Annotated in this window: 12 protein-coding genes; 7 read left to right on the forward strand and 5 right to left on the reverse strand. The window is 63.5% G+C overall.

Annotated features, from left to right (window positions below):
* Positions 1 to 67: 67 nt before the first annotated feature.
* Entirely contained in the window at positions 68 to 556 is a 489-nt protein-coding gene (locus tag M2282_RS29055) for a hypothetical protein (RefSeq protein ID WP_280812243.1), read from the forward strand.
* A gap of 46 nt (positions 557 to 602) precedes the next feature.
* Here the strand turns inward: M2282_RS29055 and M2282_RS29060 are convergent, their stop codons facing one another.
* The 5 genes from M2282_RS29060 to M2282_RS29080 are packed head-to-tail and all read right to left on the reverse strand — an operon-like array spanning position 603 to position 10,256.
* Positions 603 to 1,799, reverse strand: a complete 1,197-nt coding sequence (locus M2282_RS29060) for a hypothetical protein (protein WP_280812244.1) — start codon at positions 1,797 to 1,799, stop codon at positions 603 to 605.
* Positions 1,800 to 1,815: 16 nt separating this feature from the next.
* Positions 1,816 to 3,258: a hypothetical protein gene (locus tag M2282_RS29065; protein ID WP_280812245.1), complete on the reverse strand. Its 1,443-nt coding sequence runs from the start codon at positions 3,256 to 3,258 to the stop codon at positions 1,816 to 1,818.
* Positions 3,259 to 3,295: 37 nt separating this feature from the next.
* Positions 3,296 to 5,989: a phospholipase D-like domain-containing protein gene (locus tag M2282_RS29070; RefSeq protein ID WP_280812246.1), complete on the reverse strand. Its 2,694-nt coding sequence runs from the start codon at positions 5,987 to 5,989 to the stop codon at positions 3,296 to 3,298.
* Positions 5,990 to 5,996: 7 nt separating this feature from the next.
* Positions 5,997 to 9,416, reverse strand: coding sequence for a type VI secretion system Vgr family protein (locus tag M2282_RS29075; RefSeq protein ID WP_280812247.1), 3,420 nt, complete (start codon positions 9,414 to 9,416; stop codon positions 5,997 to 5,999).
* Positions 9,417 to 9,440: 24 nt separating this feature from the next.
* Positions 9,441 to 10,256 (reverse strand): hypothetical protein, encoded by an 816-nt coding sequence (locus M2282_RS29080; RefSeq protein WP_280812248.1) that lies wholly within the window; start codon positions 10,254 to 10,256, stop codon positions 9,441 to 9,443.
* A gap of 149 nt (positions 10,257 to 10,405) precedes the next feature.
* On the opposite strand from M2282_RS29080, the gene M2282_RS29085 reads away from it, so the two are divergent.
* The 6 genes from M2282_RS29085 to M2282_RS29110 all read left to right on the forward strand — a co-directional run bounded on the left by M2282_RS29085 (position 10,406) and on the right by M2282_RS29110 (position 18,819).
* Positions 10,406 to 11,248 carry a M15 family metallopeptidase gene (locus tag M2282_RS29085; protein ID WP_280812249.1) on the forward strand — a complete coding sequence of 281 codons (843 nt, stop codon included), beginning with the start codon at positions 10,406 to 10,408 and terminating at the stop codon, positions 11,246 to 11,248.
* 59 nt (positions 11,249 to 11,307) lie between these two features.
* Positions 11,308 to 11,601, forward strand: a complete 294-nt coding sequence (locus tag M2282_RS29090; protein WP_280812250.1) for a PAAR domain-containing protein — start codon at positions 11,308 to 11,310, stop codon at positions 11,599 to 11,601.
* Positions 11,602 to 11,682: 81 nt separating this feature from the next.
* A complete protein-coding gene (locus M2282_RS29095; protein ID WP_280812251.1) occupies positions 11,683 to 13,155 on the forward strand; it encodes a hypothetical protein in 1,473 nt (490 codons plus the stop codon).
* 24 nt (positions 13,156 to 13,179) lie between these two features.
* Positions 13,180 to 17,004 carry a type VI secretion system membrane subunit TssM gene (gene tssM, locus M2282_RS29100; RefSeq protein WP_280812252.1) on the forward strand — a complete coding sequence of 1,275 codons (3,825 nt, stop codon included), beginning with the start codon at positions 13,180 to 13,182 and terminating at the stop codon, positions 17,002 to 17,004.
* Entirely contained in the window at positions 17,001 to 17,990 is a 990-nt protein-coding gene (gene tagF / locus M2282_RS29105) for a type VI secretion system-associated protein TagF (RefSeq protein ID WP_280812253.1), read from the forward strand. Before tssM ends, tagF begins: the two co-directional genes overlap by 4 nt.
* 7 nt (positions 17,991 to 17,997) lie before the next feature.
* On the forward strand, positions 17,998 to 18,819 hold the full coding sequence (locus M2282_RS29110; protein ID WP_280812254.1) for an OmpA family protein: 822 nt from the start codon (positions 17,998 to 18,000) through the stop codon (positions 18,817 to 18,819).
* Positions 18,820 to 18,826: the final 7 nt, after the last annotated feature.

Genomic DNA, 18,826 nt, shown 5'->3' on the forward strand with positions numbered 1-18,826 from the left:
CCCGTCAGCCGGCGATCAGGTTTGCAGGTCGAGGATGCCCGTTTATCCAACGAGGAAGGGCAGCACCATGGGATTACTCGACATCCTGCAACAGGCCATCGGCGGCGATGCCAGCGCGCATCTGGACCAAGTCGCGCAGCACGCCTCGACCGACGAGATCGGCGCGGGCCTGGCGGCGGCCATGCGCTCCAACCAGACGCCGCCGTTCGGCGATACGGTGGGCAAGTTGTTCGGGCAGTCTTCGCCGACGCAACAGGCAGGGGTGCTCAACCAGATATTGGCCACGCTGGGGCCGGCGGCTGCATCGGCGCTGGCTGGGGGTGTGCTCGGGCGCTTGCTGCAGCCGGGTCAGACGCAACTCTCGCCGGATCAGGCTTCGCAGCTGTCACCTGCGCAGGTGACGGAGATCGCGGCGCATGCGGAAGAGCAGCACGCGGGGGTGATCGACGAGGTCAGCCGGTTCTACGCGCAGCACTCGGGGTTGATCAAGACGCTGGGCGGGGCGGCGGTGGCTATTGCGTTGGCGAAGATGAAGGAGAACGCGACGCGAGGGTGAGGAATTGGCGGTGCCATTTTTTGGCGCGATTGCGGATGCTGCGCCATCAAGGCGCGCGCCACGCTCCCGGCCTGCGCTTGATGCTTTGCGCGATGTTTTTAACCAGCTCTCGAAACTCGCTCTCCGTCATGGGTGATTTGGCGAAGCGGCCGAAACGCTCGACCTTGAAGATGAGTTTGGACGAAGTACCGAGCGCTGCGTTCTTGTCGCCGGGTATGTAGGCCAGATAGCCCCAGTCCTGGTTCTTGTTGGCTTCGTTGTGAATTGGCGGTCCACTGAGAACGCTGCGAGTGATGAGGGCCATGCCGCCAAGCCCCTTTCGCCCGTCTACCGTGATGGAATGAAGCGGACGCACGCGGCCGTCCAACGGCTCTGTGAGCTTGGCCCCGTAAAAGTAGCCTCGTTGCACCGCTTCATTGACGAATCTTTCGGAATCTATGCTGTCCTCACTCGAAGCGTCCCTATCGCTCAGGTACACCACAATGTCTGGCCTGTCGGTGAGCCGGAAAGAGGCGGCAACATAGGCAGGCTTCTTCTCGCCGGTCATGAAGCCATAGGGCAAGCACACCCCAGGCTTGCCTGGAATCTCGAACGGTGCGCGCGAGCTATGGAGCTTCTGGAAATTTGCGATCGTCTGTTCCGGTGTGCCTTCGAGTTTTCTGCTGGCGGACACCACGTGGTCGCCGGTCAACGCGGAAAAATCAAATTTTCCAAAGTCGTCGATAAAGCCGAAGGCATTACCGTTGTTGTAGGGCTGTTGAAAGCGGATTGCCGCCGCCCGCTTTCGCAGCGCAGTTCGATCAGTTCCCGTGGGATCAATCTCATACGCCGGATTTTCGTCAAGCCACTTGGCCCGATCAAGCAGAAGATCCTTCTGCCGCTGAATTTCCTTGTTGAGCTTAAGAAGATGTGCTTGCAGATCCGACGTGCTGGTCAAGCTCGAAACATAGATGGACCTAGAGCTTTCACTTGAGTCGAATACCCCGTCGGTTTCCACCAACTGGTACGTCTTCCAGGCGCTTACTCCATTCCCAAATCCATAGCCTCCTCCATTCGCGGGCGACATGTTGGGTGGCAGAGTGGCGTACTCGATGTTGCCGGGCAAATCGATGGTTTGATAGCCAAGGCACTCGGTGCGAATGGTCTTGGGCGGTTGCGCAATGACTTGATTCGAAAGCAGCATGCCGAGCAACGCAAGTACCGCAGGACGTGGATTGAAGTGTTCTTGCTTCATCACGTTCATGCGAGGCTGCAGCTCTCTATTTGGCGACCGAATCGGGATACGCCCGGCTGGCCAGCGGGTCGAAGTCGAAGGCCCTGAAGAAATCCTCTTCACGCTTCCAACGCACCGTGCCGTCAGGCGACCCGAAAGCCAGTTGCGCAAGATCCAGCGGCTCTTCGCGCATGGCCGAACCGAACTTGGTGTCCCAGCCGATGGCTGCCAAGCTGGCTTTTCCTGCCGCGTCGTAGTCCCACACCCGGTACAACAGCTTGTTGTCCTTGAGCTTGAGGCCGACTTTGCCGCGCAGATCTTCATCGTAGAAGCCGCCGCTCTTCTTGTTCAGCCCGACGAAACCCAGGTTGATGGCGCGCTTGAGCTTGCCCGTGTCGTCGTACTGTTCCTGGCGGAGGGTTCGACCGGCCGCCATGTAGAAGCGGTCGCGCGGCTGGTGCACGCCCGCGGGGTAGAACTCGATCAGCTTGATGCCCGAGAGCACCTGTGTCTCGCGTCGGCGGTCATGGCGGTACAACTGATCGATGTCGTCGAGCATCGAGACTGGCACCGGGGGCTTGGTGAAGTAGTACTCGATCGGTTTGCTGCTTCCGTCGGTGTATTTCAGCGCTGGGCCGTCGCTGCGGTCTCGCAGACCGATGTTGAAGCCGCCGAGAATTCGCGTGACGCCTTTGCTGGAGTCGACGCTTGCGTTGCCACCATGGCGTTCAGGGCCCGGCTTGGGTGAATCGCGAAACACGATGGATTCGCTCCAACGGCCGTCCTCCTTGCCGGAGTGCCATTGAATCCAGAGGCTGCCGTTTTCGGTCTGGCCACGATCATTCTTGAACGCACCGTAGCGGAACCTGCGCCATGTGTCCCTCGGATCGGGGTCGCCTGACGGGCAAGCGTTGGTCGTGGTGGCGGAGACATACAACTGCAGCAGATTCTGATCGTCGAAACGGAAGCACTGAAGCTCGTCCGTCGTTACGCGCTCGCTCTTCTCCGGCTCATAAACAGCCGCCGCGAACGTTTCTTGAATTCTTCCTTTCGGGTCGTAGAGATAGACCCGTGCGGCTCCCATCACATGGGATCGCAAAAGGGGCGCGACGCTGGCGTTGCGCGACTGGTTTTTCTCGGTCCTGGCGATGCTGGCTGGACGGGTGCTTTCGCTGCGCCGGAACCAATCCTCCTTGCGGCAAACGCGCCAGCCGTCCTTGCCGTCGGGTTCGTAGTAGGACACGACGCCCTTGTCTTCGTCTTTGAGCAAGGAGCCTTGCGCGCCCTTGGCCTGCATGTCTTGTGGCAGGGGCGGTGCGAATGCCGGCGTGTCTAGTCCGTTGGCTGGTTGCGATGCGAAGCGTCCTCCAAGGTCCTGCTCGTAGCCGATCAGGACCTTGACGCCGTCTTTCGGTGATTCGAGCCAGTTCGCCGGGTTGTTGCAGGCGGCTTGGGCCAAGCCTAGATAGATCCAGCCGAGGGCCAGCATCGCTGGCTTACGCAGGCAACTCATCACAAGGACGCCGTCATACAGACGACCCCACCGATGACGATGACTTGTTCTCGCTCTGTGCCAGATCAACGGAGTATTCCTTGACCACGCCGCTGTCTACGTCGGCACCTTCGCCCCAATTGAGCGGCATCAAAACAAAAAATCCCAGCACGTTGCTTTTGAGATAGTTGATTGCTTTGGCGATGTCGTGCACTTGATTGCCTTCATAGGCGACGTACCGGTTGGCAAAATCTTCCATCGGCGTCTGCAGTCCTTCCTGCTGGTGAGGCATCAGGTTGGATGTCATGTAGGTTTTACCCAAAGCCGGCGGAATCACACCGTGCGTGCTGTCGCCCAGAGTGGTGGGAAGAGTCTCGATGCTCTTGCGATAGTCTTCGTCGTCTCTCTTCTGCATCCTGGCTGCGGCCTCGGGCGATATGCCATTGCCAACGTTCTGGTTGACCATGCCCCGCACCATGTCACGGTTTCTTGTAAGCGACTGAACCCCGTCACGTGCCGCGCTCGCTGCTACAGCGGGATACGGTCGGGTGTAGTGCTTGAGGATGTCATCGAAGTGCTTCATGCCATTGCGCGGCACTTGCGGAAAGACTGTTTCGTACGCTCGCGCGTTGTTGCCGGCGATGGTCTGGATTGCCTTGACCGTATCAGGATGGCAGGGCTTGTCGAGGATGGTCTGCCATTGCGCCTGCTGATTGGATCTGCTGAACACAGCGGAGGCAGTTGTCTTCACTCTTGGTGGATGCTCCTGAAGCGGCGGCGCTGAGGCATTTGCATTGGCGGCGCGCTGGGTCGAATTGAAATAGTTCTCCGGATTGAGTGCAAACCCAAAGTGCTTTTCCCACAAGCTGCGCCGCAATTCGCGCGCAAACTTGCGTGTTTGCACTTTGAAACGTGGCTCGCCCAGGTCCTTGAGTTCTACGCCCTCTGTGTCGACCACCACGGCCGCGATTTCTGTGTCGCCATTGCCTGTAAGGCTGCGGTCGTTGGTATTCGCGCTGCCTACGATGGCGGCCGCATCGTCCACGATCAGCAGTTTGGAGTGGATATAGATCTGCTCCGTTACAACATAGCGACCAATCTCCCGGTTGTAGTTTTCTTCAAAAGTTTTGGGATCTCTTGCGTACTGCACGACGACACCATAGTTGCGCATATTCAGGACAGTCAGATAGCGGGTCCATTCCGCGGGGTCGCGCTTCATTTGCTTGAGCGCTGCCTTGATGCATCCGATCAAGCTGTCGCTGCCGTGGTGGATGCTCGCCAACGCGAGCCAATGCTGCTTCCATACCGAGCCGCTGGAGATGTCGCCTTCCGGATGTACCGGGAGTACCAGATAGACGTGGAAGTTGGTGCCGCCCCCAATGTGTTGGGCAATACGAATACCTAGTTCTCGAACGATGACATTCTTGACGCCGTTGTCTTCGTTGCCCACTCGCTTGCTGTCCACACTGCCGGCGGTGCCAAAACCCGAGATGAAGAACTGTGTTTCGATGTAGATGTAGTTGTCTGCGCTGCGGATGCAGTTGACCATCGCATTGAGGATATTGGCTTGATGCTTGCCAAGTCCATCTCGGATACTTTCTTCCATTGCCGCTTGCAACTTTTGGGGCAGCAATTGGACATCGTCGGGGATGCTGACAGCGCCCTTGGTCCAAGATTCCTGAGAAAGGTGGCTAGAGGAAACGGAGCGAACAACCTGCACCATTGCCGCTCCAGGCCGAGGCGCTTGCGCTGCGCGCAGCAGTGGCGTGGCGCCGCACGCATCGAGCCAAGCTTGATTGATCTCCGAGGGCTTCTCTACGGTCTCGTTGCTGGCGGCGCTGGACGGTACTTGGATGAAGACGTATTTGCTCTGCGCTTTGGAGGTCGCTTTCCGCACGATCGAGTTCCAACGCCGCACGAAATTGCGATGCATGTCTACAGCAGCTGGGCCGGAGAATTTGATGTGGACGTCCTGCCAAGGCATACGGGGTTGGCAGCCTTCGTCCAGCAACTTGCCTTCACCAAGAACATTGCCGCCGTAGGGATCGGCAAAACCTAGTGCTACGAGCTGCCTCTCGTGAGGGGCCATTTTTCGGAGCCTCGTAGCTCCGGGGTTGTACATCTCGTTGAGCACAAACCGCGAGGGATCGATCGCCAAGTCGAACTCTGGCGTGGAGTAGCGCCCGTAGGAAAGATCGAGACCTCCGATAAACGCGACACCACCATCAACCACCATGAATTTCTGGTGATGGGAGTAGTCGATATAGTCGTATTGGGCGGTGGTCGGCGATTGACTCAGCACGATGACCTTGCCTGCGAAGTCTTTTTGGTTGATTGCGTTGATGCGTGCAGCCACCATCTTGTCTGCGACGCCGACAGGATCGCCGGTGGGGCTGCCATAGAGCAAGACGCGCACTTGTACGGGGCGCGAGCGGATGATGGATCGAATCACTTCGATCAGGCGGCCGGGATGGTCCTTATTGCCACGGTCTCCCAGTTCCACGTCGAATGCCATTTGCCAATCGGCGATCCAGATGAATTTCTGGGCGGACTTCATGGCTGCCAGCATTTGCGCAAAGGCTTTCTCGCCAGATTCGAGGCGTTCGACCTTGTTGCCCGATACCTGCAGCGCGAACGGGTTCTCGTTGCAGAAGTACTGGCCAGTTTCGCTGGACTTGGTGTCGTCGTGCAGCGACACCGTCGCTTGCACTGGAAGTGGTGCGTTCATGCGAGGCTTAGGCCTTGGTTTCCGCGTTGGGCGTGCTTGTGAGAGTCGTGTCGTAGTCCTGCTCAACCAAGGCCCGCAAAAGCATTGTTTGTGCCTCGGACGGCAGCTCCAGCGAGGATGGAATGTAGTTCAGGGCATCCATGATCTTGCGATGCTCCGTGTCGCCATCGCTGCTGGTGAAGGAGGAGAAATTCAGCGGTGTTGCATTGGGACCGGACACCAACCAGACCGTACCAGCCTGGCGTTGCACTGCCTCCCATATGACTTTCTTCTGGGCTACGTTCAAGACGCATTCGCCATCTGCAGTCGAGGTGCCTTGGGCGAGGGTGTCGCGCCATGACTGCTTGTCCAATGCCGCCGCCCCCGTCATATCGTTCGGCACACTCTTGAGAACGACCACTGCCCATTCCCGGTCGGGATACGGCACACCGTGCTTGCCGGGAATATCCTTGAGCAGCAACGCGAAGTTGAGCTTGTCGGGCGCCAATTCGCTCCTGGGAAACGGCGGCAAGGGGTAGGCCAGGTTTGTCGGTCCTGCAAGCTTCCGCTGCACCGTGTGATAAGTGATCTTCCCCGGACACTCAAACGTGATGTCCCCGTTCTGCAACGTGATCGATGCACCCTGTGCAGTGGCAATGCGAATCTTCTTCTTCGCCGCGAATTCCACCGTCTTGTCCGTGCTGGCAATCTTCAGCGCATCCTTGGCCTGCACCCGCAACTCATCGTGCTGCGCCTGAAAGTCCAGGTCGTCGCTGCCCGCAATGATCGACAGGCCTGCTTCGGCATCCGCCTTCTGCGCACCAGCCAACAGCCCGATGGCTTGTCCGCTGTGCACCCGCAGCACATCCGCCAGCGCAAGGTTGATATCCCCACCGCTGGCCAGCGTCGCAGTCTCACCTGCCACCATCTGCAACTGCTGCCCCGCCACCATCGCCAAGCCGCCGCGCGCGGCCAGCGCTACAACTGCATCGGTCGTATGCGGCACCTTGCCATCGCCGGTTGCGATGGACTTGTCCGATGCATCCGAGTAAGCCGTCTCCAGCGTATCGCCCGTCACCATGCCACTCGCCGTGTGCAGCATCGCCGCATACGGCGCACGCTCCTTGTCGAGCTGCGAAACATTGGCTTTGTCGGCGCCGATATGCCCGGCCAGCTGCACGGTCTCGTGCTTCATCGCGGCCTCGCTCAGCGCCTGCCCCAACTGCTGCACCTGTTTGAGCAGTGCCATGCCAGGAGCGAAGTCGCCCACGGGTTCAAGTTGCTTCCCACCCGCCCCGTGGTACGTGCTCAACAGCACGCCCTTGCCGCCGCGCAACGCTGCGTAGCCATCGGTACGCAGCTCGAGCCCTTGCCCACGGAAGCTGCCTCGGAAGTTGTCCGCCTGATGAATCAGATGCCCCAGGTTCAACTGGCTGTGCGCCGTGCTCGCGTGCAACTGCACGCGCAGTTGCTGGTTCGAATCATCGAACACCAACTGGCTGAACCCTTCACCGCCGAACTCCTTGGTCTTGAAGCCACTCAGCGCCGCCGCATTGCGATGACCCTTGTCATCCGCACTGGCACCGTGCCAGGCCGGTGCGTGGCCCGCAGCGAGATTGGCTTGTGCGCTCGGCGACCCGTTGCGCGCCTGCGCAAAGACGTCGCTCTCCTGATCCTGGCCTGAGCCTTCCTGACTGCGCGATGCACCCCCAGGCGTAGGCTCGATGCCGCCATCGCCGCGCCCGTTGTACAGCGCACCGACGATCACCGGCTGGTCGACATCGAGGTCGACGAACTTCACCAGCACCTCCTGCCCGATGCGCGGCAGCCATTGCCAGCCCATGCCGGGGCCCGCCTGTCGCTGCGCCACACGAATCCAGCGCGTGCTGCGGTTGTCTTTGGCGTCACCGCCGCTGTTGTTCTGCGTATCGCCGTCGCCGGCAGACTCGGTCTGCCAGTGGAATCGCACGCGCACATCGCCGCGGTCATTGCAATACAGCTCGTCCGCGCCGTTCGGCGAAGTCTCGCCCGAGGGCCCGACCACGATCGCGCTGTGCACGCCGCTGGCCGTGGGCTTGGCATGCAGCCGCGCGCCGTCGGCCGCTGCGAGCACGGGCCGCCATGGACGATCCACATGCACGGCCGAGAAGCTGTTGGCGTAGCCGAGCGTCTTCGCCGCGGCAAGGCTCTGCGCTTGCGGATGGACGTCGTTCGCTTCGTCGCAGGCACTGCCCGCGGCCGTCGGCACCAGCCCGAACACATCGTCTTCGGCGATGACCGACGCACAAGGCCTGTCGAACACCAGGTGCTCCGACAGATCGCCCAATTGCGCGGCAATCGATGCCGCCGTGTCCTTCGGCAAATTGTTGATGCCCACATGCTCGACGGTGTCCAGCAGCAGTGCGGGCTTGGCCTGCAAACCAAGCGCAGGCGCGTCGTCGACTTCGATGCGCGTGCCCGCGCGCAGCGTGCGCACGGTGCTGTGGCCGAGCATCACGTCGGCGCGGCACTCGGCCGCTTCCATCATCAGGCCGGCATAGCGTTCGAGCGTGCGGTTGCTGTCCCAGCCGCGGCTGCGGTCATTGAGGCCGAGCACGTCGTCGTACTCGATGCGCGGTGCGTTCTTGCCGCCCACTGCAAATCGCGCGGCTGCACTGCCCGTCAGCTGGCGCTTGCCGTCGACGTTCCATGCGCTCAAGTGCACCTGCGCCACCGACTGCCGCATCCGGCGCACCAGCGCCTGCACCGCATCGCTGCGCTCCTGCGAACTCTTGCGATGAAAGCGAATGGGCGACCCGGGGTCCGCAGGCTGCGCATCGTTCGTCGAGAAGATCACGAGCTTGTGCCCCAGGGGCGCCTTCTCGTCTTCCTGGATGCGCCAGGCCAGGCCTTCTTCGGTGAGCAAACGTGAGAAGAAATCGAAGTCGCTCTCGCGGTACTGCGTGCAGTAGGTGCGAACCGGCGCATCAGCGAGAAAGCCGCTTACCTCGGAAGAAAAAGCCCAGCTGCCCGCATCGGCATACGGCGCGAGCACGCGCTCGATGATGTCTGCCACCGAGCGTTGCTGGAACACCTGGCTGCGCCCTTGCTGCGTGGCGAGCCAGAGCCAGGGCACCAGCGTGAGGCGATAGCGCGCGAGGCCGCCGTTGGAGCCTAGCGACTCCACCGCGCGGATGAGGCCCGTGCGTTTGCCGAGCGCGCCGTTGGCCAGCACGGTGACCAGCGTGAGGGGCTGGTCGATCATCGACGAGAGCGCGAGGTCGGCGCGCAGGCTCAGGCAGACGATGCGCATCTCGAAGAGCTGCGACACGGCCTCGCGCTGCACCCAGCCTTCGACGCGCAGGGCGTCGATGCTGGCATGGGTCGAAGCGCCTGGGGATTCGAGACGGTAGAGCCGGTTGGTCTGGCTGAGCTCGGCCCAGAGCGCGCTGCGGTCAGCGGAAGGCATCGTGATTCGCGTCGGCACGGTGGCTCATGGTTTGCATCGCTGGCCGGACTTGCAGTCCGCCGCGACCTCGGCCAGCGCCGAGGGCTGCGGCGCGGGGTCGGGTGCCTTGCTGCGCCTGAGCAGGGCGGTCAGCAGGTCGGTGTCGGGATCGGGCTTGCCGGGGCGCGATGCTGCCTGGGTCGTGTCGTTGGCGCGCCGCGGCGTCTTCGATGTGTTGGAGGCTGTCTTTACCGGCTTGCTGTCGGCCGCGCGGGCCGCGTGCGCGGGCTGCTTCGATGACGCGACATGCTCCGGCTTCTTCGCGGCTGCGGCAGTCGTCGTCTTGTCGGTGCGTGGCGGCTTTGCGGCCGCGACACGCGCCGGCTTTGCTGCAGGCGGCACGGCCATGGGCTGCGCGCCGATGGCTGCGAACGGCGTGGACTGCTGCTGGGAAGGCGAAGGCGTGTTGTCCTCGACGACGCGCGCGGTGGCCGGTTCGGGCGTGGCGGGTGCTGCCGCACTGGCGGGAGGAGGTGCCTCGGGCTTTGGCGGCGCTGCGGGCGCAGCCTCGGCGGAAGTTTCCGCTTTGGCCAGCGCGGCGGCCGCGATGTTCACCGGTGCATCGGCGCGCTTCGATTGCAACTGATAGGTCGTGGCACCCGCAACGCCGATCAGCAGTGCCAATACAGCCCACACACCCGGCCGCTTGATGAAAGACCGCGCGCCGCTCTCGCGACCGTCGAACTGCGCGAGCACGCGCGTCGATTCCCCGTTGGATGCCGCAGGCGATGCGGCCGCTGCGGGCGCGCTCGAACCGAGCAGGCTCGGCCGTCCCTTGTTGGCGTCTGGCGCGCCCATCATGGATGGGTGGTCCCGAAAGCAGGCATGTTTTTTCTCCCCGCGGCTTGTGGTGTGACCGACGCAACGTTGCAACTTGGATGCAGTTGTTGCGTGCGAGTGGTTCGAATTGTTTTGCGACTCATACAATGAATTGCACTCTTCGAACACCGTTGATCTTCTTCGCTCTCTTTTGTTATTTTGCCTTGACGGTGGCCGCGCTTGCCATCTTCTTGTTCCCTTCTTTTCGTGATCGTGTGTTGCGAGCCACGATCTCTTTGTCGACTGCAACTGCAGTCTTTTTAATCAAGTTTGGTTATCGGTTCGGCCTGGTGTCCGAAGCAAGTTTTCAATTGGTGCGTGATGGTGGTTTGGGCGTGCGTACTTTTGCCGTACGTCATCGTTATCTGCTGTTGTCGGGCATGGGACTGCTCGTTGTTCCTGTGATGTTGAGCGTGGCCTTCGGAACCGGCCGCGTTCTTTTTTTCGACGACTGGGCAACGACGGGCGATCCGAAGATCGAGGCGCTTCTCAAGGGCGAGCAACTCGTGCCGCCACCTGCGTTGCCTCCTGAAATCTTCGCGACGGCAGAGGTCGAGCAGGTGCGCCCGCTCACGAAGGAGGGCAGTCGCGACTGGGCAGTGCTCGATGCGGACTTCCGCAATAGGCTTCTGCTGGTCTACAAGATCATGAAAGAGAAACATGGCTACGACCTCGCATTGCTGGAGGGTTATCGCAGCCCCGAACGACAGGCCAAGCTCGCCGCGTTGGGCAATACGGTGACGCTCGCCAAGGCCAATCAAAGCTATCATCAGTACGGACTTGCGGCAGACAACGCGTTCTTTCGCAATGGCAAATTGGTGATCTCGGAAAGGGACCCATGGGCCATGGAGGGCTACCGTCTTTATGGCGAAGTTGCCGAGTCCGTGGGGCTGGTGTGGGGTGGTCGATGGTCCTTCAAGGATTACGGCCATGTGGAGTACCGAAAGCCCGGTTTCAAATTGCCACGCGACTGAAATGCCAGCACGGCATCGGTTGCATCGACAAACCAACGAGGCAAGCAAGGGGAGTTCAAATGGATGAGGATCAGCCCGCAGCGGACAACGATCGTCCGTGGATCGTCCTGCACGACAAGACCGACCACGGCGGCATCGTGATCACCGCGTCCGAGAACACGAGCATCGACGAGCGCCGCGTCGCCCGCATCGGCGATCTGGTCTCGTGCCCGCGGCCCGGCCACGGCATCAATCCGATCGTGACTGGCAGCCGCTATGTCACGCTCGACGGCCGGCGTGTCGCGCGGCATGGTGACAAGGCCCGCTGCGGCTGCACGTTGCTGTCGAGCCAGATCGCTTCCGCATCCGAATGACAAAGGCCATTCCTTGGCTGCAGGCATGCGGCGTCCCGGCCGCGTGCGTCGTCGCGTGACAAAGGCATCTCTGAACTCCTGATGCTGGCGCGACTGGTCAAGCCCACCCTCATGTTCTCGGCCGTGTTCATCACGGTGTGGGTGATCGTGGTCGTCTATTGGAACTACACGGCGCGCATGCCGAGCACGAGCGACATCGCGCTTTATCTTGTCGTGCTGCCGTTGGCGCTGGTGGTGTTCTATCTCTTGCTGCGGCGGATCTTCGCGATTGGGCCGCCCGCCGTCGCGTCGCCTGCGGCCTCTGTCACAGCTGCCGCCACGTCGACCGGGGCAGCGGCCGACGCGACGCAGGAGCGCCTGCAGATGGCGGTGCTCGCGTTGAGTCTTCACACGCCGCGCGGCAACGACGCCGACGCGGTGGCCACCGCCGTCGTCCAGGCGCGGGCGCCCGAGTTGGTGCCCGAACTTCGTGACGGCGAAGGCTTTCCAATGCTCGCGGGCTGTGTCGCCGGCATCGATCCGAACGAACTTCGCGAACACCTGCGCGAGTCGCTGCGTCCCGCGCCGGAGGCCTTCAATGCCGATGCGCTGACCGACGACAGGCTGCGCGCCATTCACCTGATGTCCGACGTGCTGCAGGAGCTGCTGGCTTCGGCGACCGACGCGCTGCTGAATGCCGGCGATGCGCTCTCGGTGCGCGCGCCCGGGCGTTTCGTGTCGAGCGGTGCGATCGTTCCCGGTTCCGCATCTGCGCCGCAGCTGTGCATCTCGCTGCTGTTGCCCGGGGCGTGGAGCGAGAGCGAGCGCGCGGTTGCCACGCAATGGGTGCAGCAACTGGCGCGCGAGGCCGACCCTTCGCAGCACTGGACGGTCGACTGCTTCAAGAGCGAGGCCGGCGTCTCCGCGATGGCGCTGCTCGACCGCATCAACCTTGCGCTCCATCGCGAGCAGCGGCCCGCGCTGTGGATGGCCGTGGCCGCCGATTCCGCGATCTCCAACGAGTGCATCGCCCGCTGGGAGGCCGAAGGCCTGCTTCATTCGGCTGCGCGCCGCAACGGGCATGTGCCCGGCGAAGCGGCCGCGGGATTGCTGCTGGCGCGCGCCGGCGATGCGCTGTTCGCGCAGCCGCACGCCGTTCTGCTCTCGCGCAGCGCGAGCGGCCAGCGCGATGAATCCGCCGATACCGCGCGCATGCCCGATGCCGGCCTGCTCGACCTGTTCGCCCAGCGTCTGCTGGCTGCCTCTACGCTGCAACCCGACGCCGTCGACTGGGTCGTGAGCGATGCCGATCACCGCACGAGCCGGGTCACCGAGGTGGCCAAGCTTGTGCAGGAGCGGCTCCCCCATGTGCCGTTCGAAAACAACCTTTCCGTCTGCGCAAGCCTCGGCCATCTCGGGGCTGCGGCGGACATGACCGCCGTGGCACTCGCCTGTCACCTTGCCCTGCGAGATTCACGGTACGTGCTCGCGCTTTCCGTGCAGGACGCGCGCGCCCGGACCGCCATGCTGGCCGGGCCCGCGATCCCCCCGAGCCCTGTGCCACAAGCCACTTAAACCGGACCGACTCCAGAAACATCTATGCGGCGATTCTTCAGTTTCCTGGCCGATCCGCGCACCCTCTCGGTGATCGGCGCCATCGCGCTCGGCGCGTTCCTACTGATCGGTGCGCAGACGCTCGAGATCGGCGCGATCTGGGCGGTCGGCATCTTCGTCGTGCTGCTGCTGCTGTGGCTGCTCGTGTGGTTCGTGCGGCGCATGCGCACCCGCTCGGCCAACCGCAAGCTTGGTGACATGCTCGAGGACCAGGCCGATGCCGCCGTGCGCGACAGCGACCCCGAGCGCAAGGCAGAGATCGACGAGCTGCGCGGGCGCATGGTCGAGGCGGTCAAGACGATCAAGAACTCCAAGATCGGGCAGATGTCGGGCAGCGAGGCGCTGTACGAGCTGCCCTGGTACATGGTCATCGGCAATCCGGCGGCGGGCAAGAGCAGCGCCATCCTGAATTCGGGCCTGCAGTTCCCGTTCGCCGACAAGGGCAACGCGGTGATCCAGGGCATCGGCGGCACGCGCAACTGCGACTGGTTCTTCACCACCGAAGGCATCGTGCTCGACACCGCAGGCCGCTATTCCATTCACCAGGAAGACCGCAAGGAGTGGTTCGGCTTTCTGGACCTGCTCAAGAAGTACCGCCCGAAGGCGCCGATCAACGGGATCATCATCACGGCGAGCATTCCCGAGCTGATCGGCAGCCGGCCCGACTTCGCCATTCAACTCGCCAAGAACCTGCGCCAGCGCATGCAGGAGTTGACCGAGCGGCTCGAGGTGTTCGCGCCGGTCTACGTGATGTTCACCAAGGCCGACCTGATCACCGGCTTTGCGGAGTTCTTCGGCGACAGCGACAAGATGGAGCGCGACCGCGTATGGGGCGCATCGCTGCCCTACGACGGGGACGAGAAGCAGGACGCCGTGGCCCTGTTCGACAAGCGCTTCGACGAGCTCTACATGGGCCTGAAGGAAATCAGCGTCTCGCATTTCGCGAGCCACCGCAGCAGCGATCCGTCGCCCGAGCTCCTGATCTTTCCGCTCGAGTTCGCGGCCATCAAGCCTGCGCTGCGCGCTTTCCTGGCCACGCTGTTCGAGAGCAATCCGTTCCAGCACAAGCCGGTGTTCCGCGGCTTCTACTTCACCAGTGCGCTGCAAGAGGGCACGATGCGCAGCCTCTCGACCGAGCGCATCGCCAAGCGCTTCGGGCTCACGCTGAACAACGCGGCCACCAAGTCCAAGGAAATCTATTCGCAGAATGGGTTCTTCCTGCGCGACCTGTTCTCCAAGGTGATCTTTGCCGACAAGAAGACGGTGCGGCAGTTCTCGAGCCCCGTGAAAGCGCGGGTGCGCTACGTGAGCTTCTTCGCTTTCGTCGCGGTGCTGGGGCTTTTGCTCGGCGGGTGGACCTGGTCGTACCTGGGCAACCGCCAGTTGGTGGAAAACGTGCAGGCCGACCTCGACAAGGTGGTCAAGCTGCAGGCCAGCGACGCCGGGCTTCGCACGCGCTTCGAGGCGTTGGGCATCCTGCAGGACCGCATCGAGCAGCTCGAGAAATTCCGCAACGACCGGCCGCTCTCGCTCTCGCTGGGTCTCTACCAGGGCAACCAGCTCGAAGACAAGCTCGTGGCCGAGTACTACGGCGGCGTCAAGCAGCTGATGCTGGCGCCGGTGTCCGACAACCTGCAGGCGTTCCTGCGCGAGGTCAATGCGCATCCGGAGCGTTTGAAGCGTGCCGATGCGGCAGGCAATCCGGCCGCGCCGGTCGCGGTCTCGGCCGCCACGCCGGCAACGCCTCCAGCGGCGGAGAGCGGCGGCCTGTATGCGGGCTCCTCGCCGGCCGATGTGCAGGACGCCTACAACGCGCTCAAGACCTATCTGATGCTGTCCGACAAGCGCCAGGTGGAGACCGCGCACCTCACGGACCAGATCTCGCGCTTCTGGCGCGGCTGGCTCGAGAGCAACCGCGGTGACATGCCGCGCGCCGCGGTCATCCGCGATGCCGAGCGGATGATCACCTTCTACCTGCGCCGCGTGGGCGACGACAACTGGCCGGCGCTCGCCGACACCAACCTCGCACTGGTCGAGCAGACGCGCGACAACCTGCGCCGCGTGGTGCGCGGCATGCCGGCGCGGGAGCGGGTCTACGCCGAGATAAAGGCGCGCGCCTCCACGCGTTTCGCGCCGATGACGGTGGCGCGCATCCTGGGCGCCACGGCCGGCGCCGAGAGCGAAGGCACCATCGCCGGCAGCGTCGCCATCTCGGGCGCCTTCACGCGCGAGGCCTGGCAGCAGTACGTGGACGACGCGATCCGCGATGCCGCCAACAAGGAAACATCGAGCAAGGACTGGGTGCTCAACGTCGCGGGCAACGACGACCTCACGCTCGAAGGCAGCCCGGAGCAGATCCGCAAGACGCTGGCCACCATGTACAAGCTGGAGTACGCCAAGGAGTGGCAGCGCTTCCTGCAGGGCATCGCGGTCAAGGACATGGGCAGCTTCGAGCAGGCCGTGGTGGCGATGAACCTCTTGGGCGATCCGCAGAACTCGCCGATCCGCAAGGTCTTCGACACGGTCTACGACCAGACCTCGTGGGACAACCCCTCGCTGGTCAATGCCGGCCTGCAGCAGGCGCGCACCGGAGCGCTCAACTGGTTCAAGAACCTCTTCAGCCGCGCCACGCCGTCGCAGGTCAACGTGAACATCGACGCAAGCGGCAACCGCACCGAGATTCCGATGGGCCCGATCGGCCGCGAGTTCGCGGGCGTCGCGCGCCTGGTGGTCGAGCGCGACAACACCTCGCTGCTGCGCGGCTACCTTGGCACGCTCTCCAAGCTGCGCGGCCGCTTCAACCAGATCAAGAACCAGGGCGACCCCGGACCGGGCGCGCGCCAGCTCATGCAGCAGACGCTGGAGGGCAATGGCTCCGAGCTGGCCGATGCGCTCAAGTACGTCGACGAGCAGATGCTCACGGGCATGGACGCCTCGCAGCGCCAGGCCTTGAGGCCGCTGCTCGTGCGGCCACTGCTGCAGGCCTACGCGGTGACGATCCAGCCGACGGCGGTGGAGGTCAACAAGATCTGGAGCGCGCAGGTGCACCAGCCGTTCCAGCAGTCGCTCGCGACCAAGTACCCCTTCGCCGCGGGCGCGAAGATCGAAGCCTCGCCGGCGGAGATCGCGCAGTTCTTCGGACCTGAAGGCGCCATCGGCAAGTTCGTGACGACGACCCTGGGTTCACTTGTCATCCGCCGCGGCGACCTGCTCTCGCCGCGCGCCTGGGGCGACCAGGGCCTCACGCTGAGTCCCGATTTCGTGAACGGCTTCTCGCAATGGGTGGCGCCGCTCTCGGGTGCCGCGGCCAGCGGAGGCGGCGGCGCCGCGCAGCCGCAGACGCTGTTCCAGATCCTGCCGCAGCCGGTCTCGGGCCTGACGGAATACATGGTGGAAATCGACGGCCAGCAGCTGCGCTACCGCAACACGCCGCCGCAGTGGTCCAACTTCGTCTGGCCCAACGCGCAGGGCACGCCGGGGGCACGGATCACGGCAGTGACCTTCGATGGACGCACGGTCGAGCTCATCAACGAGCCGGGCAACTTCGGGCTGGAGCGCCTGCTCAGCACGGCACAGCGCACGCGGCTGCCCGATGGCAGCTTCGAGCTCACCTGGGCGCGCGACAACGCGAGCGTGACGGTCAAGCTGCGCGTGATCCAGAACACGCAGTCGGCCGGCTCGGGCGATTCACCGCAGGGCAAGGGCTTGCGCGGTACCGTGCTGCCGTCGTCGGTCGCGGAGATCGGCGTTCCCGCGCAAGCGCGGGCAGCAGTACCGGCATCGGCTGCGGCACTGGGAGTCGGCAAATGAGCGCTTTGCAGGCACAACAGCTGTGCTACTTCGGCAAGTTGCCCGGCCGCGGCGACTTCGTGAAGGGGCTCTACAACCCGCAGCTCATCAAGGTGTTTGACAACTGGCTGTCGCAGACCATGGAGATGCTGTCGGAAGATCCGCGCTGGAAGATCATCTACGACAACGCGGCGCCCATCCATTTCGTGTGCCTCGGTTCGCGCAGCCGCGTGGCCATCGCGGGGTACCTGAAGGCGAGCCGCGACGAATCGTCGCGCCGCTATCCGTTCCTCGCGGCCACCTCGGTGGAAGTCGACGAGGCGCTCGACTTCATGCGCGGCGCGCCGATGCTGATCGGCCCCTACTGGGACCGCATGGCGGTGCAGGTCAACGCGCTGGCCGAGGGCACCGACCTCGACGGCGAGCTCAAGCGCTTCGAGGCGCTCGAGCCGGCCATCGAGACAGGCTTCAAGAAGTCCGCCTCGCGCGCCACCTATGCCGCCTTCACGCGCGACAACAGCCTCTTGCGCATCGAGCAGATGCTCAACTTCGACGGCCACAAGGTGTCGCTGCGTCGCGCCATCCTGGCGCTCGGCCTGCTGCTGCAGCCGGTGATGGCCAGTGCGGTGTCGCACCTGGAGAAGGGGCTCACGCTGCCCCTGCCGCGCGACCCGGTCGACCGCTCGCTGATCGCCACCTTCTGGCTCGAGCTGGTGTCCCAGTTCCTCGCCAAGGCCGACTTCGAGCTGGTGCTGATGGCCACCGAGATCGACGGCCGCTCGCGGCTGGTGATCGGCTTCAACGGCCTGTCGCCGCGCAGCCTGCAGAGCGTGCTGCACCCGCAGGTCTATACCGAGCACAACATCGACATCGACAACCCGGAGTGGGTCGAGGACACCATCCACAGCAACTACGCGATGTTCAAGCTGGTGAGCTACCTCGACCAGCCGCAGCTGCCGCTGGACATCGTGCTCTCCGCGTTTCGCGAAGTCTTCATCGGGGAATGACACGGTCATGAAAAGTTCTTTGCGCGTTCTGTCGCTGGCCTTGGGCCTCGCATTCGTCGGCGCCGTGCACGCGCAGACGGCAGGCGCCCCCGGTGCCCTGGTCGAAACCACGCCTGCGGCCGGTGCCAAGGGCGAGCAGGTCGTGGCCGGCGGGCAGGTGCCCGACGAGGCCACGCGCGTCGCCGTCATCGAGGCGCTGCGCCGCATCTACGGCCCTGCCAGCGTCATCGACAAGATCGAGGTGGTGAACACCGTCAGCATGCCGGCCAACTGGGCTGCCAACGTGCAGCGGCTGATCACGCCTTCGCTCAAGGACATCCATCGCGGCCAGTTCCAGATCGAAGGCACGCAGATGGCGCTGAGCGGCGAGGTCGGCAACGAGGCGATGCGCCAGAAGATCGTGAGCGACATGGCGAGCGCGCTCAACCCCACCTACACCATCAAGAACAGCCTGCGCGTGCCCGCGTCGGAGCAGATCACGGTCGATCAGGCGCTGGCCAACCGCACCATCGAATTCGAACTGGGCAGCGCCACGCTCACGCGCAAGGGCCGCGACATCCTCGACGAGATGGCGCCGATCCTGCAGAAGCTCACGAACAAGTCGGTGGCGGTGGTCGGCCACACCGACAACGCGGGCAGCCGCGCGTCGAACCTGGCGCTGAGCCAGTCGCGCGCCGAGGCGGTGAAGGGCTACCTCGTGGGCAAGGGGATCGATCCGATGAACCTCACGACTTCGGGCGTGGGTCCGGACCAGCCGATCGCGAGCAACGCGACCGACGAAGGGCGCTCGCGCAACCGTCGCATCGAGTTCCGGGTCGGACGGACCTGAAGCGTTT

The organism is Variovorax boronicumulans, from assembly GCF_029892485.1.
Lineage (GTDB): Bacteria > Pseudomonadota > Gammaproteobacteria > Burkholderiales > Burkholderiaceae_C > Variovorax > Variovorax boronicumulans_B.

Coding starts and splice junctions, on each gene's coding strand:
- M2282_RS29055 (WP_280812243.1), top strand. CDS start 68: ATGGGATTACTCGACATCCTGCAACAGGCCATCGGCGGCGATGCCAGC.
- M2282_RS29060 (WP_280812244.1), bottom strand. CDS start 1,799: ATGAACGTGATGAAGCAAGAACACTTCAATCCACGTCCTGCGGTACTT.
- M2282_RS29065 (WP_280812245.1), bottom strand. CDS start 3,258: ATGCTGGCCCTCGGCTGGATCTATCTAGGCTTGGCCCAAGCCGCCTGC.
- M2282_RS29070 (WP_280812246.1), bottom strand. CDS start 5,989: ATGAACGCACCACTTCCAGTGCAAGCGACGGTGTCGCTGCACGACGAC.
- M2282_RS29075 (WP_280812247.1), bottom strand. CDS start 9,416: ATGCCTTCCGCTGACCGCAGCGCGCTCTGGGCCGAGCTCAGCCAGACC.
- M2282_RS29080 (WP_280812248.1), bottom strand. CDS start 10,256: ATGATGGGCGCGCCAGACGCCAACAAGGGACGGCCGAGCCTGCTCGGT.
- M2282_RS29090 (WP_280812250.1), top strand. CDS start 11,308: ATGGATGAGGATCAGCCCGCAGCGGACAACGATCGTCCGTGGATCGTC.
- M2282_RS29095 (WP_280812251.1), top strand. CDS start 11,683: ATGCTGGCGCGACTGGTCAAGCCCACCCTCATGTTCTCGGCCGTGTTC.
- tssM (WP_280812252.1), top strand. CDS start 13,180: ATGCGGCGATTCTTCAGTTTCCTGGCCGATCCGCGCACCCTCTCGGTG.
- tagF (WP_280812253.1), top strand. CDS start 17,001: ATGAGCGCTTTGCAGGCACAACAGCTGTGCTACTTCGGCAAGTTGCCC.
- M2282_RS29110 (WP_280812254.1), top strand. CDS start 17,998: ATGAAAAGTTCTTTGCGCGTTCTGTCGCTGGCCTTGGGCCTCGCATTC.